General features: G+C 58.8%; 22 protein-coding genes and 1 tRNA gene. 6 read left to right on the forward strand and 17 right to left on the reverse strand.

Going from position 1 to position 22,137, the window contains the following annotated elements; all coding sequences use genetic code 11:
• Positions 1-46: 46 nt before the first annotated feature.
• Positions 47-847 carry a DUF1134 domain-containing protein gene (locus tag KUV82_RS12435; RefSeq protein WP_219954568.1) on the reverse strand — a complete coding sequence of 267 codons (801 nt, stop codon included), beginning with the start codon at positions 845-847 and terminating at the stop codon, positions 47-49.
• 220 nt (positions 848-1,067) lie between these two features.
• On the opposite strand from KUV82_RS12435, the gene KUV82_RS12440 reads away from it, so the two are divergent.
• Positions 1,068-1,159 (forward strand) — tRNA-Ser (locus KUV82_RS12440).
• Positions 1,160-1,324: 165 nt separating this feature from the next.
• A complete protein-coding gene (locus tag KUV82_RS12445; RefSeq protein WP_219954569.1) occupies positions 1,325-2,470 on the forward strand; it encodes a tyrosine-type recombinase/integrase in 1,146 nt (381 codons plus the stop codon).
• 42 nt (positions 2,471-2,512) lie between these two features.
• On the opposite strand, the gene KUV82_RS12450 is transcribed toward KUV82_RS12445, so the two are convergent.
• The 3 genes from KUV82_RS12450 to KUV82_RS12460 form a co-directional block, all read right to left on the reverse strand.
• Positions 2,513-2,761: a helix-turn-helix transcriptional regulator gene (locus tag KUV82_RS12450; protein WP_258319754.1), complete on the reverse strand. Its 249-nt coding sequence runs from the start codon at positions 2,759-2,761 to the stop codon at positions 2,513-2,515.
• Positions 2,751-3,080, reverse strand: a complete 330-nt coding sequence (locus KUV82_RS12455) for a hypothetical protein (RefSeq protein ID WP_219954570.1) — start codon at positions 3,078-3,080, stop codon at positions 2,751-2,753. The genes KUV82_RS12450 and KUV82_RS12455 overlap by 11 nt, the downstream gene beginning before the upstream one ends.
• Positions 3,081-3,832: 752 nt before the next feature.
• Positions 3,833-4,717: a fatty acid desaturase gene (locus KUV82_RS12460; RefSeq protein WP_219954571.1), complete on the reverse strand. Its 885-nt coding sequence runs from the start codon at positions 4,715-4,717 to the stop codon at positions 3,833-3,835.
• Positions 4,718-4,829: 112 nt separating this feature from the next.
• On the opposite strand from KUV82_RS12460, the gene KUV82_RS12465 reads away from it, so the two are divergent.
• The gene (locus tag KUV82_RS12465) at positions 4,830-5,984 is read left to right on the forward strand and encodes a glutathione S-transferase N-terminal domain-containing protein (RefSeq protein ID WP_219954572.1); all 1,155 of its coding nucleotides are present in this window, start codon (positions 4,830-4,832) and stop codon (positions 5,982-5,984) included.
• Positions 5,985-6,104: 120 nt separating this feature from the next.
• On the opposite strand, the gene KUV82_RS12470 is transcribed toward KUV82_RS12465, so the two are convergent.
• The 4 genes from KUV82_RS12470 to KUV82_RS12485 are packed head-to-tail and all read right to left on the reverse strand — an operon-like array spanning position 6,105 to position 9,404.
• Complete coding sequence (locus tag KUV82_RS12470; protein WP_219954573.1) at positions 6,105-6,407, reverse strand: EF-hand domain-containing protein; 303 nt, start codon at positions 6,405-6,407, stop codon at positions 6,105-6,107.
• 27 nt (positions 6,408-6,434) lie between these two features.
• Positions 6,435-7,520: a DUF2855 family protein gene (locus KUV82_RS12475; protein WP_219954574.1), complete on the reverse strand. Its 1,086-nt coding sequence runs from the start codon at positions 7,518-7,520 to the stop codon at positions 6,435-6,437.
• 1 nt (position 7,521) lies between these two features.
• On the reverse strand, positions 7,522-8,466 hold the full coding sequence (locus tag KUV82_RS12480) for a haloalkane dehalogenase (protein WP_219954575.1): 945 nt from the start codon (positions 8,464-8,466) through the stop codon (positions 7,522-7,524).
• Entirely contained in the window at positions 8,463-9,404 is a 942-nt protein-coding gene (locus tag KUV82_RS12485; RefSeq protein ID WP_258319755.1) for an NADP-dependent oxidoreductase, read from the reverse strand. The genes KUV82_RS12480 and KUV82_RS12485 overlap by 4 nt, the downstream gene beginning before the upstream one ends.
• Before the next feature lie 91 nt (positions 9,405-9,495).
• Between KUV82_RS12485 and KUV82_RS12490 the strand changes: the two genes are divergently transcribed.
• Genes KUV82_RS12490 through KUV82_RS12500 form a run of 3 tightly spaced genes read left to right on the forward strand, consistent with a single transcriptional unit; the run spans position 9,496 to position 12,118 of the window.
• Positions 9,496-10,650: an MBL fold metallo-hydrolase gene (locus tag KUV82_RS12490; RefSeq protein ID WP_258319756.1), complete on the forward strand. Its 1,155-nt coding sequence runs from the start codon at positions 9,496-9,498 to the stop codon at positions 10,648-10,650.
• An 11-nt stretch (positions 10,651-10,661) separates the two neighbouring features.
• Entirely contained in the window at positions 10,662-11,654 is a 993-nt protein-coding gene (locus KUV82_RS12495; RefSeq protein WP_219954577.1) for a glutathione S-transferase, read from the forward strand.
• The gene (locus KUV82_RS12500) at positions 11,651-12,118 is read left to right on the forward strand and encodes a hypothetical protein (RefSeq protein WP_219954578.1); all 468 of its coding nucleotides are present in this window, start codon (positions 11,651-11,653) and stop codon (positions 12,116-12,118) included. Before KUV82_RS12495 ends, KUV82_RS12500 begins: the two co-directional genes overlap by 4 nt.
• Here the strand turns inward: KUV82_RS12500 and KUV82_RS12505 are convergent.
• The 9 genes from KUV82_RS12505 to KUV82_RS12545 all read right to left on the reverse strand — a co-directional run bounded on the left by KUV82_RS12505 (position 12,115) and on the right by KUV82_RS12545 (position 22,137).
• Positions 12,115-12,528 (reverse strand): DUF1330 domain-containing protein, encoded by a 414-nt coding sequence (locus KUV82_RS12505; protein ID WP_219954579.1) that lies wholly within the window; start codon positions 12,526-12,528, stop codon positions 12,115-12,117. The two genes, KUV82_RS12500 and KUV82_RS12505, sit on opposite strands and share 4 nt — an antisense overlap.
• 3 nt (positions 12,529-12,531) lie before the next feature.
• Positions 12,532-13,473: a formylglycine-generating enzyme family protein gene (locus KUV82_RS12510; protein ID WP_219954580.1), complete on the reverse strand. Its 942-nt coding sequence runs from the start codon at positions 13,471-13,473 to the stop codon at positions 12,532-12,534.
• Entirely contained in the window at positions 13,473-14,099 is a 627-nt protein-coding gene (locus KUV82_RS12515) for a TetR/AcrR family transcriptional regulator (protein WP_219954581.1), read from the reverse strand. The genes KUV82_RS12510 and KUV82_RS12515 overlap by 1 nt, the downstream gene beginning before the upstream one ends.
• 39 nt (positions 14,100-14,138) lie before the next feature.
• Positions 14,139-15,233: a DsbA family protein gene (locus tag KUV82_RS12520; RefSeq protein ID WP_219954582.1), complete on the reverse strand. Its 1,095-nt coding sequence runs from the start codon at positions 15,231-15,233 to the stop codon at positions 14,139-14,141.
• Between the two features lie 136 nt (positions 15,234-15,369).
• Positions 15,370-16,008 carry a hypothetical protein gene (locus tag KUV82_RS12525; RefSeq protein ID WP_219954583.1) on the reverse strand — a complete coding sequence of 213 codons (639 nt, stop codon included), beginning with the start codon at positions 16,006-16,008 and terminating at the stop codon, positions 15,370-15,372.
• A 2-nt stretch (positions 16,009-16,010) separates the two neighbouring features.
• Positions 16,011-17,564 (reverse strand): AMP-binding protein, encoded by a 1,554-nt coding sequence (locus tag KUV82_RS12530; protein ID WP_219954584.1) that lies wholly within the window; start codon positions 17,562-17,564, stop codon positions 16,011-16,013.
• Positions 17,561-18,007, reverse strand: a complete 447-nt coding sequence (locus tag KUV82_RS12535) for a hypothetical protein (RefSeq protein WP_219954585.1) — start codon at positions 18,005-18,007, stop codon at positions 17,561-17,563. Before KUV82_RS12535 ends, KUV82_RS12530 begins: the two co-directional genes overlap by 4 nt.
• Before the next feature lie 20 nt (positions 18,008-18,027).
• Complete coding sequence (locus KUV82_RS12540; protein WP_219954586.1) at positions 18,028-19,698, reverse strand: sulfatase-like hydrolase/transferase; 1,671 nt, start codon at positions 19,696-19,698, stop codon at positions 18,028-18,030.
• Between the two features lie 99 nt (positions 19,699-19,797).
• A complete protein-coding gene (locus KUV82_RS12545; protein WP_219954587.1) occupies positions 19,798-22,137 on the reverse strand; it encodes a TonB-dependent receptor in 2,340 nt (779 codons plus the stop codon).

Genomic DNA, 22,137 nt, shown 5'->3' on the forward strand with positions numbered 1-22,137 from the left:
AGCCATCCGGATTTGTTGTTGGGCGACCCGAAGGGCTCCTATCGAGTTAGAACGGCAGCCAGCGCTGCTTCTTCGAAAACTTCATGTAGCCGGCGTTGATGCCGAGGCGCAGGCCCGCGCCCATGCGGATGGGGATCAGCACGACGTCGCCCTTGCGCAGGTAACTGGCGGTGAGGCCGCCGATCACATAGGCCTGGCCCTCACCCGAGGGATAGCGCTCGTAAAGCTCTTCGCTGTCGTAGAGGTTGTAGACGAGCACGAAGGTGCTGCCCGCATTGGCCCCGGCGTCGAAGCCGATCGACGGGCCGGTCCAGTAAACCGGGCGTTCGCCCTCGATCTTGTGGTAGAGCGTGCCCGAGCCGTAGCGTGCGCCCACGATGAAGGCACCGCCCGCTTCGCGTCCGACGATATAGCCGTTGGGTTCGCCCTGCTTGGCCAGCAGACCGCGGATCATCTTGGCGACGCCTTCCGCGCCCTTGCCGAAGACGCCCTCGGCCGCGCCGATCAGGTCATCTTCGCGGTAGGTGCTCGAATCGTCGAGCGCAGCGGTTTCCGTGCCCTCGCGCGCCGCTTCTTCGGCGGCCTGTTCCGACCACTGCGGCTGTTCGGGATAGGCATCGGCCGGTGCCGCGGCATCGGGCTCGGGCGTGTAGGTGGTCGCGTCGTCGACGGCTTCGGCAGCCGGCTCGCCATAGACCGGCTGGTCACCCGGCTCTTCGACCAGGTCGCCATCAATGGCGCTGTTGGGGTCGATCGTCTCGACCTGCGCGGCAAGCGGGCTGGCGGCGAGGCCGAAAGCGGCCATGACCAGGCCGAAGCGCGGCAAAATGCGTGTGGTTTTGATCATCGATCCCTCCGTGTCGGCGGCCCATGCGCAGACAACTGCGCGACGAGAAGAATCCTCTTTGAGCGGCGCGGCAATGAAACGGCGATGAACCGAATCGAAAACGCGGCGAATCGAGTCTGGCCTGCCAGGGCGAAAAGACTGCACTTTCGGTGCAATTCGCCCCTTGTCCGCATGCAGGGCCATGGCTATAGCGCGCCCCTCGCAGCCAGATTGCGTCAGCGGAGACGTGGGTGAGTGGCTGAAACCAGCTCCCTGCTAAGGAGCCATACCTGGTAACGGGTATCGAGGGTTCGAATCCCTCCGTCTCCGCCACCTATACAATCCCCTGATATCCTAGAAAGTCCCTGAAAGTCGCAGAATTCTGCGGTTTTTCGGGCTTGCGCTGGATTCTCATGTTCTTATTATGTTCTACATCTTCCCGCTAATTCTACGAAGAATTGTGGGAGCAGATGTGGGAGCGGAACGGAAAGGATGGATATGGGAAAGCTCACCGCACTGCAGATTCGAAATCTCAAGGAACCAGGACGTTACGGAGATGGCGACGGTTTGGCGCTTGTCCTGACTGCCCCGAACAAGGGCTACTGGGTACTCCGCAGCACAATCAAAGGCAGGCGTCGCGATATCGGGCTCGGGTCACTTTCGCTCATTACCTTGAAGGAGGCGCGCGAAAACGCATTCGATATGCGCCGCGATATTCAGCGTGGAATCGATCCGATCGCGGAGCGCAGGAAGCAAGAGGTCGTGGTGCCGACCTTTGCCAATGCAGCGCGCACCGTGCACCGAGAACAGAAGGCGAGCTGGAAGAATGGCAAGCACCAGAACCAGTGGATCACGACTTTAGAGAAATACGCTTTTCCAACGCTCGGCGATCGCCTGGTCAATGATATCGAAGGCCCTGTGATCCGCGAATGCCTGCTTCCCATCTGGCTGGACAAACCCGAAACCGCCCGCCGCGTGAAGCAACGCATCGGTGTTGTTCTGGACTGGGCCTACGCCAATGGCATGCGCGAAACCGAGGCACCCATGCGCTCGCTGGGTCGCGCGCTTCCGCGCCAGCCCAAACAGGACAGACACTTCGCTGCGATGCCCTACGAAAGCGTTCCAGATTTCATCGTGCACCTTCAGAAGCGCACGAGCGTTGCCCGCCTCGCTCTCGAATTTCTTGTCCTATGTGCTTCCCGTTCGGGCGAAGTGCGGGGCGCAAAATGGTCCGAGGTCGACCTCAGAAACAGGCTCTGGACCATTCCGGCCGAGCGCATGAAGGTTGGAAAGGAGCACGTGGTTCCTCTGACCGATGCCGCGATCGATGTCTTGCAGCGCACCCGCCCGTTCTATGCCGAGTGCAGCGACCTGATCTTTCCCGGTCGCAATGTCTTGCGCCCGATGTCCGACATGACGCTCCTCAAGATCCTTCGCTACGCCAAGATACCCTTTACCGTGCACGGCTTCCGCTCCTCCTTCCGCGATTGGGCTGCCGAGCAAACCAGTTACCTGGGCGAGGTCGCAGAAGCTGCGCTTGCGCACACTGTGGCGAACAAGGTCGAGGCCGCTTATCGACGCACCAACTACCTCGATAAGCGACGCGAACTGATGCGCGATTGGGCTGCCTTCTGCAGCAAGTAGTGAAGACAGACTGAGCTGCGAGAACGCTGAGCCGGAGCCCCATCACTTGCTCCGGCTCATCAACCAATCGTCGATCTTATGCTCAATCCACGCGACCGAGCGACCGCCCAGGCGAACCGACTTCGGAAACCGGCCTTCATCCATCCAGCGGTAGACCGTGGACCTGCCCAGGCCTGTCCGATGCAGGACCTCTCGAAGCCTCAGGAACCGTTCGATCTTGGGCCTCTGGGAGCACCCATGATCTGCGTCGGCAAGAAACGGCATCGACAGCTGCTCGATCTCATTCGCCATGATCGCCTCCCTCTGGACGGGATGCAACGAGGCCGAGGCGAACGAGCCTACGGTGGTAAGCATCGACCACTCGCTCGCGCAGATCGGTTTCGGGATGGTATGTGAGCAACGCATCCAGCGCGACCGTGATGAAGATGTTCTGACGCATCGGATCGGTGGCAGGCGTTCTTAAGTCTGCCTCCATATCGCGCATCCATGCATCGTGAATGCAATCGGCAACCACGATGCTGGAGCTGACCCCGCGCTCGCGCGCTTGGGCCTTTATCCAGTCGTCAACTTGAGCGGTAACGTAAGTCTGTAAGCAATGATCTCTCTTCATAATTCCAAGCTCCATATTGAAAAGGAACCTGGTTCACTCCTGCGAAAGGCGACGACCAATGTAAGTCGCGGCCTGCTTGTAGGAAAATGAAAAGTTTGGCAGCTATTTCAACAGCCTGGTTGTCTCTGACTTGCAAGTGACTTGCGAATCCAATTCGTAAATCACGTTCAAGTTAGAAGATGCACACCCCGAAATTGACATCCAAAGTCATGATAATTAACAAGAATTCTCGGCGGCGTCGCTGCGTCCGGTGTGCCTGTCAAGTTCCAATGTGTGAGGGTGGTGCCAGTGTTCTGGGCTGACTAATCTCGGGAAGCATTTGCCCTGTGCATCATTGGAGCGTGAGCAACCAGTCCTGCCGCAAAGGTTGTCCCGTCGAGGGCAAAAAACTGCCTCAACCAGACAAGGGCTGCACCCCCGAAGAGGCGGCGGCAAAGAAGCGCGTGTGAAGCCAGGAACCGGGATCTGTCGGTTCCGCAGGTTCGCGCCGATCCGACCCGCAGCCGCTCGGGAGTGCATGCGGGGTCCCGAACCAAAAACACCGCACCCTCAGGAGCGCAACCACAGGTTGCGCGGGACAGAGTACGTCCCCAGCCCCGCTCCATTTTATCCCCTCGTTTGATAGCAGGAAGGGGCGCTGTCCGGTCGGGACAGCGCCCCTCTCATGAGGATCGATGATGTTGGAAGTCAGTCGACTTCCGGAGCGTCGGTCTTGCCGTTTTCGTCGCCTGAGTGGACGCGATGCTCTTCCATCATTTTCTTGAGCCCAGCGAGAACGCACCGACGATCGCCGGGTTCTTCGACGCGTGATAGGTCCTCCGCGCATTCCAGATCTTGAGGTACCGATAGAATGGCACGGTCGGGTAAAGATGGTGGACGAGATGGTAGTTCTGCGAGAGCAACGCAGGCGTCAGTAGCCACTCCATGCCCACCCGGTTTGACGTGCACCGATAGCGGTCTTCCTTCGCACTGACCTTATGTGGGTGGTGAGGAAGGAAATCGAACACGAACACGATGAATAGCTTGGCGAGCCGTGTCGGAAGGAAGAACAGTAGCAGGTACAGTTCCAGCCACCCAAGCAGCGTCATCACTGTGACGACTCCAATCGCAAAGACCAGCGACAGGGCAAATTCGACCTTCTCCCTCTTTGGTCTTTTGCGGAAAACTTCCGGTTTCAGATAATTGCTGAAATAGACGAAATCGATGGTCAGCCATCGGAGTGGCAGAAGCCATGCCACACCGCGTCCACAATAGGTATCCGGATCCTTTTCGTGATCGTTCGTGAACTTGTGGTGCTGCATATGGATGAAGCGAAACAGCACGAAGAATGGCCCCGGTTCGAGCAGCAACATCCCGGCCCGCCCCGCCCAATCGTTCACCTTCTGGTTCGAGCTCACAGCGCTGTGGGTCGCTTCGTGAGCGACGGTGAAGGCAATGTACGAAGCGCCCGCGTTGAATAGGATTGTCCAGAGCAGAGGCAACGCTTCCTCGACATAGGCGAAGGTCGAAATGCCGAAGATAGCATACGCGCCAAGCAGAAGCATGATGGTGGGCCACGCGACTTTGGGTCGCTTGATGAGCGCTTTGAACAGCGCGGGATCATCCGCCTGCAAGACGCTGGTGGGGTTCTGAGTCATTTCCAAGGTCCATCGCGATGTTTAGCCAAAGTCACTCATTGACTGAAGCAATCTATTTGCACTATTAGTGCCATAACATGCAAGATTGGCAATAGCCAGAAGAGACTGAAACTTGACCTACACGCTCTATGGAATGGCCGGATCGCTCTACACGGCGCGAGCCCGCTCCTACATGCGCACCAATGCCGTCCCCTTCACAGAGGTGAAAGCAGGCAGCGAGGAGTTCACAGGCGAGATCGTCCCGCAGATCGGTCGCTGGATCATACCCGTGATCAAAACCCCCGAAGGCTCGATCGTTCAGGACGGCGCAGACATTATCGATCACTTGGATGGGGCCGGGTTCAGCAAGCATCCGATCTATCCTGCGGACCCGGTGCTGCTGCTGATCGCCCATGCGTTCGAGCTGTTTGGTTCACACGGCCTTCTGCGTCCCGCTATGCACTACCGCTGGAATTTCGATGAAGTGAACCTGCCCTTCTTGCGGGAGACATTCCGCGACGTCCTCCCCTCGGGTCTGCAAAAAGATGCAGAGGATGCCGCTTTCCTCCATGCCAGCGGGCGCATGAGGCAAGCTGCTGTGGTGTTCGGGGTTACGCCCGACACGCAGAAATTGGTGGAAGAGAGCTACGCGCAGTTCCTTGTCCTGATGGAACAGCACTTACGCCACCACTCATTCATGCTCGGAAGCCATGCAACTATCGCCGACTACGGCTTGATCGGAGCGATGTACGCTCACCTTGCCCGCGATCCGGTGCCGCTGAGGCTGATGCAAACAAGCGCTCCCAACGTGTTTCGCTGGGTCGAGCGGATGAACATGGCGGAGACCTTCGTCGATGAGGCAGTCGCCAAGGCGCAAGGCAAACTCTTCGATGGTGACAGCCTACCCGTATCCTTGCTCCAGCTCATGCGTTTCATCGCCGACGACTACCTTCCCGAGATCACGGCGCATGTCGAACGCGCAAACAGCTGGCTTGAGCGTCATCCCGAAATCGAGACTGGATCGCCGACTAAAAACAAATCGATGAAGAGTGGCATGGGGCTGGCGCCGTTCCAGTGGCGCGGGGAGGAGATCGAAACGGTTGTCATCCCGTACCGGTTCTACCTGCTGCAAAGGCTGAAGGATGCGTTTGATCGCCAATCGGAAAATGACCGGTCTACGATCCGCGCGCGTTTTGAAAGTACCGCGCTTGAAAGCCTTCTGGACCTGCGGATCAACCGCAGAATGGAGCGGCGTGACAATCAGGAAGTCTGGGGCGAACTCCAGTAATAACGGACTGCCATCTGCTCTATTCGGTCGACCAAGATGTCGCGACAATCACATTTAGTCGACCGGACAAGCTTAAAAATTGATGCCAGCGAAGCTCAGCGACTTCTTCAAGCCCGTGGCTTATTCTCGTCTTGCCGCGGCAAGCTCCTGCGCATTGATCTCACCATCCTTGTTCGCATCCAGTCGCTCGAAGGCCTTCTCATAGGCCCCGAACCGGCGCACCATAGCAGCGCGCCCGATGTCATCATCGGCATTGGCATTTATGAAGTTTCGAAATTCTGCTCGTGTCAGTTTGCGATTGCTATCAGCATCCGCCTGCTGGAAATTCTCCCGCGCCTTGGCCCGATCGTCCGCTTTCTCATTTGCTATTGTTGGCGCGGCAACGAGCAGGGCGGAAGCAGCAACAATTCTAGAGATTTTCATCAGGAACTCTCCTGCGTAGCTGGAATATCAAAGCGAAATCATGATCCCACGGCTGGGCGAAACCTTATTGTCGAGCATATCGCACCAGATTCTAGCGACATCGCCTGAACCTGAGATGGCTTCAACCGCGATCTGGTCCGAGATCGACCTGGCAATCGCTGCGCCTGCCTCAGATCCGCGACGCCAGATCTCACCGTGACCCCATTCGGCATCGCGCTTGGCAATGTGGCCGGGGGCGAAGAAGAATTTGGGCTTGGCACCGGGCAGATCCTTGTCCCGTTTGCGCTCGGCCTCCCAGTGGGTGGCGCCTACAACGCAACTCTCGACCATGTTCTCGCGGAGCAAATGGTGGAGCTTGCCGGTGAGCGGCCCATCGCCCGACATATCAATCCACGCGGCCGGAAGGCTCGCATCGATCGCGTCTTCGGAGCCATAAGTCACAATCTGGTCGCAACAGTTCAGGCTCTCGACGAAGGGCACATTGCCGGATGATGTCAGGCCGACGACCTTGTGAGTCACATTCGGATCATTTTTGAGAAGATGCGCCAGGCCGAAACCGGTTTTCGAGGAGATCGAACCGATGATGATCTGCTGTGCCCCAAAGAATTGGTTATCGATCAGATAGTCGTAGAGAACGAAGGAGGTGACGAAGAGAGGAAACAGCAGGCAACGTTCGTCTTCAAGTTTTTGAAGAGCCTCCGGCTCGCCTTTCGTCCGCCGATACTGATTGTAGAGCGCAGGCAGCTCTGCCCGGTGCTCGCTCACATCCATAAAGAAATCGTCCGCCACATGACCGGGTTTCAGGATGACCTCACTTGCCATCGGAAAGAAGCCATAGAGCCGCTCACCTTCGGCAATAGCGTTGCTACGCGATTCCACCACGTCTGCCATGGCCCACCCGGGGACCTTGCCCCACTCGCCCTCGGCCGGAAAATACTTCCAGTATCCGATTGCTTCCCCCGAGACAGCGTAGCTGACGTTGTTCGCGGTCAGTCCCATCTTCTCGATGGCGACACGGATCTGGCCAACTTCGAGGGGTTGTTGCTCGCTTTCGACAATCTTCGTGCGCCGAAGGTCGTCGCGGGCGACCCAAAGCTCGGTCTTCATGGCCATCTCAGCCTCCTTTGATGTTTTCGAGAAAGGCGATTACCTCGCGCGCGTAGGCTTCGGGCACGTCCTCGAGGAGGAAATGCGAGCCGCCTTTCAGGATGATCGGTTCGTAGTCGCGCGTGCCCGGGATTGCCGGGCGGACGCTGTGAAACCCTTTGGGAGAAACCTGATCCTTGTCCGAATAGATCGCCTGGAATGGCTTTTCGAATCTCTTGAGTTTCTGTAGCGCATGCCAGTTCTCAACCAGCATCGGGTTATCATTGCGCGTCGGCAGCATCTGCGTGAATTGCCTGTTGCCGACGAGGTAGCGCCTATCAGGATATGGCGCTGCGAAGCCCGCCACGTCCTCAGCCGGCATGTCCTTGAGGGTAATGCGGCTCAAAGTCTTCCAATGTTGCCAGTTCTTCCGGAGCCGGATGTAGAGTTGAAAGCGGCGCAACATCGCCGCGCCCTTACGAGCCATCTTTGCGATCGGCTCTTCAGGATTCCGCACAGGAAAACCCGTATTCGACATAATCACGCTTCGGGCGCGATCCTGATGATCGGCAATCGCACGAAGGCCGATTATCCCTCCCCAATCGTGCAGGATGAAATGAGCGTCGGTGAGTTGCAGCTTTTCAAACAGCGCCTCCCTCACCCAGGCTACGTGGCGGGCAATCGTGTAGTCGCTCATCTGTGTGGGCTTGTCCGAACGGCCCATCCCAATGAGATCGATCGCGATGGCGCGGTATCCGTTGGCGGCCAATATCGGGATCAGCTTTCGCCACATAAAGGACCAGGTCGGATTGCCGTGGATCATGACCACTGGCGGCCCATCCATTGGGCCTTCGTCGACAAAGGCGAGGCGTAAGCTGCCACCCTCATGATCCGAGACGTCGACATAGTTCGCCGCAAAGGGAAAATCGGCAAGATTCTCGAAACACGCGTCAGGGGTGCGCAACCGGTTCATCGCGTGTCGCCTACCTTCAGCAACAATTTGCCGTGGTTCTCACCGCGGAAGATCATCTCGTATGCATCGGGAAAGTTCTCGATGCCCTCGACCACGTGTTCGCGCATCTTCAGACGCCCATCCTTCCAGGCAGGCACCAACCATTCGAGTGCTTCAGGCACGCGGTGCATGTAATCGCGCATGGTGTAGCCGCGGATCGTCAGGCTGTGCGTCACGACAGACATGAAATTGGCCGGACCACGTGCCCCGGCAAAATCGCCATATTGCGAGATGCCACCACAAACGACGATACGCCCGCGATATTTCATAAGGCCGAGTACGGCTTCAAGCGTCTCGCCCCCGACATTGTCGAAATAGAGGTCGATCTCGTCCGGACATGCCTGCGCCAGAGCTTCGCCGACATTACCGGCCTTGTAATCGATCGCCTTATCAAGCCCGAGTTCGTCGAGCAGGTATGCGCATTTCTTCGGCCCGCCAGCGATGCCGACGACCCGCGCCCCGGCTCCCTTGGCGACCTGCGCTGCAATCGAACCTACCGCGCCCGATGCAGCAGAGACGACGACGGTTTCGCCCTCTTTAGGCCGCCCCAAGTCACTCATGCCGAAGTAGCCAGTGTATCCTGTCATCCCCAGTCCGCTTAGGAACTTGTTGGATGGCGCGAGCGAAGTGTCGATCTTGCGCAGGTTCTTCGCCCGATAGACGCCGTGCGTCTGCACCCCAGTAAAGCCCGTCACCCATTCTCCGACATCGAACTGGTCCGACTTGCTTTCGGTTACTTCACCCACCCCGAATGCGCGCATCACGCCGCCGGGTTTCACTGGTGGCAAGTAGCTGCGTTTGTCGGTAATCCACCCGCTCATTCCTGGGTCGATCGATATCGTGTGGATCGCGACGCCGACTTCGCCATCACACAAGTCACGCATCTCGTCATGCGTCAATTTCCATACGTCGCGTGCCGGGCTTGCGCCCGGATATCGCGTCATCCGGATTTGAGCTGGCAACTTCCACCTCCATTTATTGGCACTTTATATGTCATTTTGCATTCTGCCGCGGGTTTTGCAATTGCTTTTTGACATTTATAGTGCCACTTCTTTCCGACGGATGACGGAGGATGCATTGAAGAAGGTAGGGATCGGCCTGGTGGCCGTGGTAGGCTTGGCGCTTGTCGCGGTATTCGCATTACAAAAGCCCATCGGGTTTTGGCTATTCCAGCGCGGAATCGAACAGAACCTCGGCGGCAACACTCTCGCCGGGATCGAGGATGGACTGCATGTCGGGCTGTGTGGAACGGGTTCGCCGATGCCGAACATCGACCGTGCTGGGCCATGCAACATCGTTATCGCCGGGGACCAGGCCTTCGTTGTCGACATTGGCGAGGGTGGCGGGCGGAACCTGGCCTTGATGGGTTTCAACGCTGGCGATCTGGATGGGGTTTTTCTGACGCACTTCCATTCCGACCACATCGACGGACTTGGGCCGCTCCAGCTGTTTCACTGGACCCGGGGTTCTAACACTGCCCCGCTCCCGGTCTATGGCCCAAGCGGCGTAGAAGCCGTGATCGACGGGTTCAACGCGGCTTACGCGACCGATGATGCCTATCGCACTGCGCATCATGGCGAAGATGTAGCCCCATCAAGCGGTGGCGGATCCGAAGCGCGCCCCTTTGAAATGACCGGCGATAGCGTCATTGTGCTTGAACGAGGCGACCTGAGGGTCGCCGCCTTCAAAGTCCCGCATGATCCAGTGGATCCGGCTGTAGGCTATCGTTTCGACTACAAAGGACGCTCGCTCTGCATCAGCGGCGACACTGAGAAATCCGCAAATCTCGAACGTGTCTGCGAAGGTGCCGACCTGATCGTGCACGAGGCTTTGCAAATGGAAATGGTGAGCGAGTTGCAGGCGATGCTAACTGCACAGGGAGTCGAAAGCGGCGCGAAGATCATGTTCGATATCAGAGACTATCACGCGTCGCCGCAGGACGCCGCGGAAAGCGCGCAAGCAGCAGGGGCGCAAATGCTGGTACTTAGCCATCTCATTCCACCCCTTCCCAGCGCCTACCTGTATCCTGCGTTTCTCGGTGACGCACCCGACCGCTTCGACGGCACGCTGGTCGTGGGCGAAGATGGCATGTTGTTCTCGCTGCCAGCCTCTAGCGATGCCATCAAGCGGCGCGAACTCATGTGAGGAGACCGGCAATGTACACGATCCATGGTGCATTGGGCTCGCCCTATTCGCTGAAAATGCGCGCCCTAATGCGATATCGCCGGATCACGCACATCTGGTCACACGGTAGCCAGATGCAGCAACTTGCCGCCGAGAAAGGCCTGCCGCCCGTTATTCCGATTATCGAATATCCTGACGGCAACTTCAGGAACGATAGCACGCCAGTGCTTTATGATCTGGAAGAACGACATTCCGAGCGCAAAGTCGTTCCGGCAGACCCGGCACAGGCATTTATTGCTCACCTCCTCGAGGATTTCGCCGATGAATGGCTGACCAAGGCGATGTTCGGCTACCGATGGCTGGAGGAAGTCGACCAAATCCAGATGAGTCGCTGGCTGTCTTTCGACGCGCTCAAGGGCGGCGGGTTGGATTCCAGCCAGGGCATGGCGGAGGTGTTCCGCGATCGACAGGTCGGCCGCATGGCGATCGTCGGCTGCACGCGCGAGAATTTTCCGCTGATCGAAGCCTCGACCCGAAGGGTGATGCACGCACTCGAAGATCACGTGGTGAACGAGCACTGGTTGTTCGGCAGCCGTCCCTCGCTCGCCGAATTCGGGATCTATGGACAGCTGTCGCAGCTCGGGGTTGATCCCACCGCGCAATCAATGATGCGCGCCGACTATCCTTACACCTTCCGTTGGTTGCTCCATGTCGATGATGCGTCGGGCATCGAGGGCGAATGGGATGATGCGGATGCTCCGCTCAAGCCCGTCGCCCAAAGCCTGCTTGCAGAAGTCGGTCGGGTCTACGTTCCTTTCCTGCTCGCCAATGCGGCGGCTGCCGATGCAGGCGAAAAGACATTCCGGATCGAAGTCGATGACATGCCCTACGAGCAAGGCACCTTCAAGTATCAGCTGAAATGCCTTGCTGATCAGCGGTCGCGCTACGCGGCACTCAGCGATGAAACGCGCGGGCGGATTGATCCGGTGCTTTCTGCTGCAAACTGCCTGGAGTTCCTTCAATGAAACACGTTCTGGAGCGTCTGTTTCCGGCGCAGTTCGACAATGTCTATCGCGGCAACAGACTTGCACTGTGGTTCTTTTATCCGCTCACCGCGGTGACGCTGTGGCGCAGCCAACATCACATGTTTGCGCCGGATGGCGGAGCGCAAAGCATCGCCACGATCCCGCTAGACAACTACGCGAGCGGCGCAACCGCCACGATCATCGCGATCTTCGCGCAATGGGGCCTGGTGCAACTCTTGCTCGGCCTGCTGATGTTGCTGGCCGCGTTCCGCTACAGATCCATGGTGCCTCTGATGTGGCTGATCGTGCTCGTGGAATGGACCGGGCGCGGATTGATCGGACGGTTCAAGCCGGTTGAAACGCTTGGCACTGCCCCCGGCCAGGTCGGCAATCTTGTCGTGCCGGTCATCGCACTTGTCATGCTGATCATGGCGCTCTGGCCAGAGAAGAAGACGGAAAGCTAGCGGGCCGACGCTTGCGTCTTGATATTGAGTTGCCCCTCCAGCCCGGCAGCTCGGTGAACCGCGATCTCTTGATACTCAGATGAAAGTATCATGGCGCGGAAAGCTTCGAGCGAGGGATACTCAACCAACGCGACCATGTCCCAGTTATCCTCGACTTCGCCGAGCATCAGGCCGGTGACAGTGCCATCGAAAACCGGGCGACCGCCGTGTTTCTCAACCAATGGAAACACGCCGCGCGCGTAGATTGCATAGGCCTCCGCACCACTCAGTTCGGTATCGCGGCCATCGGGATACTCGGCACTCGCCTTGAACTTGAGCAGGTTGACCATTACGAAAGGTCCATCCTCCTCGCCTCCGAAGAACTCTTTCATTCGTTCGCCCGACGGATTCACCTGATTGACGACCTGCATTTGCTAATCCTCTCCGTTCAACGCGGGTGGCTCCCGTGCTGTATCGATCACTCGAAAACCGATATGATCGGTGCCAAGTCCGCGTTCCTGAAATTGTCGGGCAGCAGGGCGGTACCGTGCACAGTAATTGGCAGCGCACAGGAACGAACCGCCCTTGATCACACCGACCCGTTCAATCGCGTCCGCACGCGCACCTTCAGTCGAAGTCCATTCCCACACATTGCCGATCATGTCGAAGAGCCCGAATGCGTTGGGCTCAAAGCAACCGACCGGTGCGCGTGAGGTAAATCCGTCTTCGCCCAGGTCCCGGGCGGGAAACACACCTTGGTAATAGTTTGCCAGCGGCTTGCCCGTAGCATCCTTGGGTTCCGTCAGACTGCCCAATCCAGCACGCGCAGCATATTCCCATTGCTCTTCGCTTGGCAGGCCCTTCCCGGCCCATTCGGCATAGGCCAGCGCGTCGTCATAGGCGACCTGGACCACCGGATCGTTCATTCTTCTCTTGATTGAAGAACCAATTCCGTTCGGCGCACGCCACTGCGCCCCGACTGTCCAGGACCACCAGCTTGGGTTATCCGAAGTCGGCAAACGGAATGTCGCCGAGCCCGGCTGGAGCATTTCGGGAGGCGCTCCGGGAATGTTGGGCGGCTCGCGCTCCGCCATCGTCACATAGCCAGTCTCGCGGACAAACTCGGCAAATTGTGCGTTAGTAACTTCGGTCGCAGAGATCCAAAAACCGGGGATTTCCACTTCGCGCGGTGGCCCTTCCTCGGGATAACGAGGAGCCTCGCCCATCACGAACTTTCCACCTTCGATCCAGACCATCTCGCCGGGTTTGGAAATGCCCTTGCATTGGCTCGCTTCCGACTTAGGTGCATCGTCTTCCTCTTGTGCCGAGCAACCGGCTAGGAATAGCAAGGCCAGGGCAAAGACGCGCGACTGCATCAGTCTTCGATCTGGTCGAGAACATCCTGCAAGAGCTGTTTGATCGCCTCGAGCGTCTTTTTCTTTGACAGTTCTTCGTCGTGACGAAACAGGCGCCAGGAATCGAAGCTGGTTGCCAGCAGAATGGCGCGCGCGCGATGTTCGTCATTGCGAACAGGTTCTGGCAGGATTGCATCAAGCGCCTTGCGCTCCGCTTTGAGCAACCCGCGATAATTCTCCATCAATGTGGGCGAATGAAACCGCTGAACGCTGGTCGAGATACGGAAAGGTGCAATCTCCTCGTAGACCTTGGCCCGGCGCTCCACCAACTCGCCCAATTGTTCGCGCCAATCGGTTGATTTGTAGGGTTCACGCATCTGCGGCACATAGGCTTCGCCCAAGATCGCATTCATTTCGCGATAGAGGGTCTCCTTGTCGTCGAAATGGCGGAAGACCGAGCGCAGGCCTACACCAGCCCTTTCGGCAACCCTGGCCGCGCTGGGGTCGATATCTCCCTCGACGATCAGGTCCATCATAGCGTGAATGATCGCGCGTCTGCTCGCCCGGCTACGCTCGCGCCTGCCGTCTGTATGGGGCTTCTCACCCTCGATCGTATTTCTGACTGCTGCAGACTTACGCGCCATCATTCACTCTCAAAAATTGTCCTTCCGAAGCAATGGCACCGATCATGCCGAAACTCCAGTGGCGCCCGCGCGTCTACGGATTTCGGCTGCGACGAGCCACAAACGGTCCTGTCCCCAGACGCACAGGTCTTCTTCGCCCTCGCCGCCTCGCAAACGGTAGCTCGGCACTCCCCAGAGGCCGAGTTCATCCCCCATTTCGGCCTGGTAGCGAGCGGTTTCGTCCTTCCAACCGGGCGAAACGAGGTGGGCTTGTGCATCGCCCCAGTCGAGACCAGGCTGCTCGACCGCCTTTCGCAATCCGGCCCTCCTGTGAAGCGCGACGCCCTTGCGAAAAGCGAGGTCGAGCGCGGCGGACATGAGCTGCGTATCGCGCCCCTGCCGTCTCGCCCAAGGAAGCAACGAGTAAATCCGCCGCGTGGGTTCGCCGATGGGCGTCATGACCGGCCCGAAGCCGATGCCAATGTTCTCCGCCTCGCGCTTGGTGTCGAACATGAGGTAGAGGCCCTTCTCGCGTGTTGCCGGCACGCCGCGCATGATCATTGGTAGTACTGGCTTGTGAACCAGCTGGACCCCGCATTCGCGCGCCATCGCGATCGTGCGGTCATAGATGATCGAGGTATAGGGCGAATTTATGGAAGGATAGAAATCGAGCGTCAGCGCGCTGGCATCGGCACCGCTCACATCAATTTCGGGTCGCGGGCACAAGAAAGGCAGCGAAACATCGCGGCAAGCGCCAAGATCGCGCAGGCGCTGCTCAAGATAGAACAGCCTATCCACCCCCCAATACCATTCGCCCGCATAGTAAAACATCGCGCCGGAATAGTGGCCGAGCTCGGCCAGCCTTGCGCTGCCCGCATCGAGCACAGCTTCACTCGGAGCATGATGCGCTGATCGATCGAGCTCGGATGGCCGCTTGAGGCCATAGTACGGTGCGATCAGTTCCGCATCGCGCCGTGCCCAGGTGTCGAGTTTCTCCAGCTCTGGCTGGTTTTTGCCGCCGGTTGCGCGAATCTCGTGCCTGACGAGCTTGATGTCGTAGCGCTCGCCGAACCGGTCAAGGACCTGCTCGGCCAATTGCGAGTAGGGATCGTCCCATTGGTGGAAATATTCGACGATATGCGGCGCGCCCTTGCGCACTCTGCGTCGCTCTGCCTTGGCGCGGGCCTTCGCTCGCCTCTCGGGATCAATGACCCGGTCGAACATTCGCATCATTAGCCGACGCAGCAGCGCCGGCGGATCGACCATCAGCCGCGAGTTGGGATTGTTTTCAGGCTCAACCGGCTGGGTTATCGCGCGAACTCCTCTTCTCCCGCCGACCTATTGCCGCCAGCCCTGCCCAGGCCAGAATGAGCAATGCCAGACCGACGATCAGGCGGACCTGCACAAACGTCAGCGTCGGACGGGTAATGAAGACTTCAGTGTGCTCGAGCGCGCCGTATTTGTATTCGCGCGCATCCACCATCTCAGGATCGAGGATCATGTCGATAAGGTCGCGCAGCGAGCGATAACGGATCACCGCCACGCGGTCGATTTCCTTGCCATATTCGCCCAGCATCAGCCCCGCAGGCTCGCTCAAAAAGACAGGGTGGCTGCCGCGTGCAAGGAGAAGCGGCACAACCCGGCCTGTGTACTCCTCTTCGGCTGCGATGGCCTCTGGACCTTGCTTGCGTGTCTCCAGATTGACCGCGTAGAATTCGCGCCCGTCATCACGCGGGATCATGTCGGTGAGGTTGCGCAGCATGCTACCCGCCGGTGCCTCGTCGCGATCCAAATCGTACATCTGCTCCATACGCGAGAGGAGCTCTTCGCCCTCGGCCTCGGTCAACGGATCGCCATTGCCGCCATACCACGCCCAGAAACCTGCATAGAGGATTGCGAGAAATCCGATCCAGATCCATTTCGCCTTGGTCATGGTTACGTATCCTCTCTTGAAAAGAGCTTCCTCAACTCGTTCTTCTTCACCTTGCCCGAGGCAGTACGCGGCAGGATTTCGACGAGTTGGAGCCGTGCCGGAAGCTTGTAGCGGGCGAGCCTGCCTTCGAGGCCTGAGCGAAGGTCATCCAACCCAATATCGACCCCCTGCTTTGGCACCACCACCGCACAGCCGATCTCGCCCCAGCGTTCATCCGGCAGTCCGATCACAGCCACTTCGGCGATGTCGTCGCGCGCATAAATGGCACCCTCGACCTCTGCCGGATAGACGTTTTCACCGCCCGAAATATACATGTCCTTGAGCCGGTCCTGGATTTTGTAGAAACCATCCTCATCGCGCGAAACCACGTCCCCGGTGCGGAACCAGCCGTCGACAAAGCTCTCGCGATTTGCCTCGGGGCGGTTCCAGTAGCCGGGGGTTATGCAGGGCCCGCGCATCCAGAGCTCGCCGAGTGACGCCTCTTGACCTTCGTCATCGACGACCTTCAACTCGAAGCTGTGCGATGCCTTGCCGCTCGCTTCGATTGGCTCCCCAGCGAAGTGAGCCGGCATTGTTACACCCGCTCCCGCACTTTCCGTCAGACCATAGCCTTCACGCAACCGCAGCCCGCGAGCCTTCCATCCTTCCAAGAGCGCAAGGGGCACCGAAGAGGCTCCCACGAACGAAGTAACGATCCTCGAAAAATTGGTCGCCTCGGATTGGGGATGAGCAAGCATCGCCTGGTAGATCGCTGGCACGGCAACAAAGTGCGTCACACCCAGCTCGGGATCGTCGATCAGGCCAAGCACCTTGCCGGGATCGAAGGTCCTCACAATGGCGACGCAGGCCCCGGCGAGAAAGCAAGGCCCGATTACGCCGTTCACCCCGGCGATATGAAACAGAGGCATGAAACAAAGCGATGTCGAGCTAGTGCCAATCGACGCATCGGCAATCGTGCCCCATGCATTCAAAAGCTGCATCTGGTGGGTGATGACCACACCTTTGGGGCGCCCGGTCGTACCCGATGAGTACATCAGCATGCAGATATCAGAGAGTAATGGTGGCGCGTCTGGCCATGCCAGCGACTTCGATACCGCTATCGCGCGCTCATAATCGCTCTCGCTGCCATCGCCGGCAGTTTCAATCCGGCATTCGAAGCACGGCATGTCTGCGATATCAGAGGCAAGCTCGCTCAGGTCACGATCATGAATCAGCAACTTAGGGCCGGCATCTTCGGCAATGAATGTAAGTTCTTGCCCAGTCAGCCGCCAATTCAGCGCGACTGCAACCGCGCCAATGCGCCAGCACGCGAAAATCACTTCGAATACATCGCTGCTGTTCATCATCAGATAGGCGACACGGTCACCCTTTGCGATGCCTAGCGAGCGAAGATGCGCCGCCAGAGCGCCGACGCGGGTATTCATTTGCGCATAGGTAAAGCGCCGCGAACTCGCGATGTCGATCTGGGCAAGATTGTCCGGCGTGCGGTCAGCTGCGGTAGCGATCCAGTCGAAGCCAAAGGCCGGACCGTGCGACGGAAGTTCGGCGGATATCATAGGGCCTTCGGCTCACGCGGCGTTCGAAGCGAGAGAAAGAAGAAACCGAGGAGCAGCGGCACAAGCACTAATGTGACGTAGGCTTCGGGTGGCAGATAGCCGTCAGCTTGCCCCTTCGGACCCCACATGGTCCAGGTGTGAATGCAGCGTTCGAGGAACAGCAGGCCAAGAGCCAGCGGCACAAAACTCTGATATCTCAGCGAAATCAGCAGGAGCATGATCCCCCAGACGATCTGCGTTGCCCCGGCCCAGGCAAACAGCCGGATAATGGTGTCACCATTTACTGAAAGGTCACGCCCGGCGATCACTCCTGCGCCGCCATCGGGCAGGAATGTGTGAATGTTGCCCGGAATGATCGTGATCAGCGACATCAGGGCCAGGAACCACGCAGCAGCTCGCGGTCCGGCGTAGCGATCATTAGTGGAAGGCGGCAGCACGGCCAAGGTTTGGTCCTCCTGTTGGCTCAATTCGGCCAGTAAATGTACTCGTCACCGTCCTCGAACCGCTCGGCCAGCGTCTTGTCGATCATGGTCACCATATCGGCAGTGGTCGGATAGAGAGCTGGCTTGCGATCCTTGTGATGCGCGGCCAGCAAGGCTTCGAGTTCAGCCAGTTTTTCGGGATTGCGGCTCGCGAGGTTGACCTGCTCGGTCGGATCATTCGCCAGGTCGAACAACCAGCGCTTGTCCTGCTTGCCATCGACCTGCAGCTTCCAGTCGCCGGCCCGCACGACCTTGTAATAACCGCTGCTCCAGAATAGCGGCGCGTCAGGGCGCTCCATTTGGCCCGCGCCTGTCATTGCTGGGAGCAAGTTGCGTCCATCGATCGGGACTCCCGCCGGCAGTCTACCGCCACCAACCGCGGCCAAAGTCGGCATGACATCGACATGCGCGGCTGGCAAATCGATCTGCGTGCCGGGAGCGATCCTGGCAGGCCAACGCGCCAGCAAAGGCACACGAATGCCGCCTTCAAAGAAGGAGATCTTGAACCCGCGATACGGCGCATTGACTTCAGGCAATCCGATGTAACCCGCACCGCCATTGTCGCTCGAGATGACGATGATGGTGTTGTCCGCAAGGCCCTGCTCCTCGAGCTTGGCCATCACACGGCCAACGCTTCGGTCGAGCGAACGGACCATAGCTGCGTAGACCCGCAGGCGATGCGGCGCGATATCGCCGACAGCCTCGTAATCCTCGCGCGTCGCCTGCAGCGGCGTGTGAACTCCCCAATGGGCCAGATAGAGGAAGAATGGCCTATTGCGGTTGTTTTCGATCACGCGTTCGGCCTGATCGGTCCAGTAGTCCGCCAGATATCCGCCGGGTTCGAATTTCTCACTCTTGTTGAACGTGGTGCCGTATCGACCCGAAGCCCAAAGGAAATTGTCGATCGGGTCGAAATCGACCTTGGCATTGACGACGTTGGGATCGTCTTCCGGAAGGTGCATCAGATCGGTCATGACGAGGCTTTCATCAAAGCCTTGGTCAAGCGGGTGAAATCCATTGCCGGTACCGAGATGCCACTTTCCGATATGGACGTTGTGATAGCCTTGCTCCCTGAGAACTTCGGCGATCGTCACTTCCTCGCTGGGAAGGCCCATATCGTCATAATCGGGCTTCCCGACCTCGGCCTCGGCATCATAGGTCGCAGGCGGCAAATCATCCCGGATGTCGTTCCCGACCATGGCGACGACCCTCCCAAATCCGGGGCGGGTCGGCGTGTATTCGAAGCCAGTGCGGGTCGGATAGCGCCCGGTCATCAACTGCGCGCGTGACACGGCGCAGGTCGCGCTGCCGGAATAGGCTTGGGTGAAGATCGCGCCTTCTGCAGCTAGCCGATCGATATTTGGGGTAGGCACCGCGCCACCGGCAACACCCCCGCCAAAGGTCGACAGGTCGTTGATCCCGAGATCGTCGAACAGGATGAACACGATGTTCGGCGCTCGCTCAGCCGGGGGCAAATCCGCCTCGGACGGTCCTTGCTGCCAAACGATGGGCCGGTTGGGCGCGATTTCTTCCTGTTCCGCCCTGCGCTCTACGAATGCAAGGATCAGCGCGCTCCGGTTGAGGTAACCAACCACCCCAAGCCCAATCGCAACCACGCCAATGCCTAGCACCCATTTCTGCCAGCGCTTCATTCCTTCACCCTCTTGCGATCGACCAGTTCGACAAAATGCGCCCGGTCCGGCTCACTCGCAAGCCGAACCGGGTCGCAAGGGATGGGAGAGGACCCATCGTTAGAAGCGATACGTGGCGGTCGCGCCGTAAGTACGCGGCGTCCCTTCGGTGCAGCGGATGCCGGTCGAACCCGGGAAAACGCCGTTGCGCAGGCCAAAGGCGGCATCGAGCGGCTGCGGGAAGCGAACGGTGCAATAGCCCTTGTCGAACAGGTTGCTGCCAAACACCGAGAGTGACCAGCTATCGTTGAGCGATTCAATCGTGAACCGCGCATCGAGCAAGCCAAACCCGTCCTGGATCGATTGGGGATTTCCGTCGGTCGCCGCGCCGATATAGGCATCGGACTGGAAGCTGTAGTTCGAGTTCAGACGCCACCCGATGTCCGAGCTACCGAATTCTCCGCGCCACTGGAAACCGAAGGAGCCACTGAATTCGGGTGAGCCCACGGCTACACTTTGCCCCGTCAGATCTTGCGTTCCGCCCAGCCCCGGAAGACCGGACGCCAGTGGGAAGTCAGTGAACTCGCTGTCGAGATAGGCGAGCGAGGCCATGACCTGAAAACGGCTCGAGGGACGAATGACCGTGTCGAATTCGAAGCCCTGCTGCCGCAAGTCGCCGGCATTGAGGACGATAAAGCCGATCCCGTCGAAAGTACGATCTTGCAGTCCGTTCACATCCATCCGGTAGAAGGTGATGTTCGCCTGCAGCGCGCCATCTAGCCAAGTGCTCTTCGCGCCAATCTCGTAATTGTCGATCGTCTCCGAAGCGAATGTCCTTCGCCCGAGGAGCGGAGCTCCGCTGCCGCCCGAGTTAAACCCGCCCGATTTGTAGCCCGTCGAATGCGAAGCAAACAGAAGTAGATCGCTGTGGGGCTGGAAATTGATCCCGAGGCGATAGGTGAACTCGTCTTCGTCCAGCGCCAGGACCTGATTTTCCGGCGCACGGAGGGCAGCCGCGAAGGGGTTGTTGCGCGTCTGAACAAACAGCGCGTCCTTCTTGTCCTGCGTCCAGCGCCCGCCGAGCGTGAACCAAAGGCTATCGCTGGCATAGATATTGGCCTGAGCGTAGGCCGCGATGCTTTCTACGTCCTGGGTAAAGTCGAGATCAGTCGCATCTTCGCCCAGCCCCATGGCAAGCAGGCCGTTGCATTGCGGCCGCGCAGGCGGCGGCACCAGCGTGTTGCAGAAGCCCGGGCCAAGCTGGAATTGCTCGTCAATCCGGTAATCTTCCTGGAAGTAATAGAGCCCGGCTACGAAATCGAGCGCTCCGCCAAGCAAACCACGTTCGGGGGAGATGATTTGCAGCTCGTGGTTGTGGCTCTTGCTGCGGTATGCTCCGTCACGGGTGAAGATATTGACCGGCGTGAAGCTGATGTCGCCATCGTTCTGAAAGTTGTCCCAGTCACGATAGGAATTGATCAGCCGGAACGTAAACTCGCCCACATCGAGCGACGCGTCGCTCATCACACCCCAGTGCTTGTCGTCGAAACGCGATTCCTGGAACTGGTTCAGCGTCCGGTCAAACAAGGTAGTATCTGGCAGCACACCGCCAAGGCGCGCTTGGAAGAATGCAAGCTGTGCGGGCGTGACCGACGTCGGATCGAAGTCATTGTTCGACAGCCCGTCGCCTGTGATCTTCGAGTAGTCAGCGCGGACAGTCCAGTCGAGCGAACCGAATTGCGCATTCAGGCTGATCCTGCCGGCAGCGGTTTCCGAGCCACCCAGCTGCTCGCCATCAAGGCGATTGGTCCAATAGCCGCCAAAGTCCTGATAGAGCCCGGCCGCACGGATCGCGACATTCTCGCCAAGCGGCGCATTGATGAAGCCATCCACACGATAGCGATCACCATTACCAACTTCGCCGCGCACCATGCCGGAGAACTGGTTCCGAGGCGTGCCCGAACGCAGCGACAGTGCGCCAGCGCTGGCATTGCGGCCAAACAACGTGCCTTGCGGGCCGCGCAGAAGTTCGACGCCTTCAATGTCGAGAAAGCTTGCGATAACCGAACCTGAGCGCGGAATATAGACGCCATCGAGGAAGGTCGCGACACTCGGCTCGATCGCGGTGTTGCCAGCAGCACCGATGCCGCGCACGCGCAAAGTGGTAGTGGCGATCTGCTGCGATTGGCGCGCCTGGAAGTTTGGCGCGACTGAAGTCAGCTCAAGAATGGTGTCGACGTTGGCTTCTTCGAGTGATTCAGCGGAGAACACTGCAATCGAGATGGGCACGTCTTGCACATCTTCGGAACGCTTTTGGGCCGTAACGACGATGACGTTATTCTCCGCCTCTTCGTCCGCGCGATCCTGAGCCGATGCCGCCCCTGAGAATCCGGTAGCCATAAGGCCCGCGATGCTCGCAGATATCAGAAATTTGGTCGCCTTGCCTTGCCCGTGCTCCAT

This window comes from Qipengyuania flava (assembly GCF_019448255.1).
Classification (GTDB): domain Bacteria; phylum Pseudomonadota; class Alphaproteobacteria; order Sphingomonadales; family Sphingomonadaceae; genus Qipengyuania; species Qipengyuania flava_A.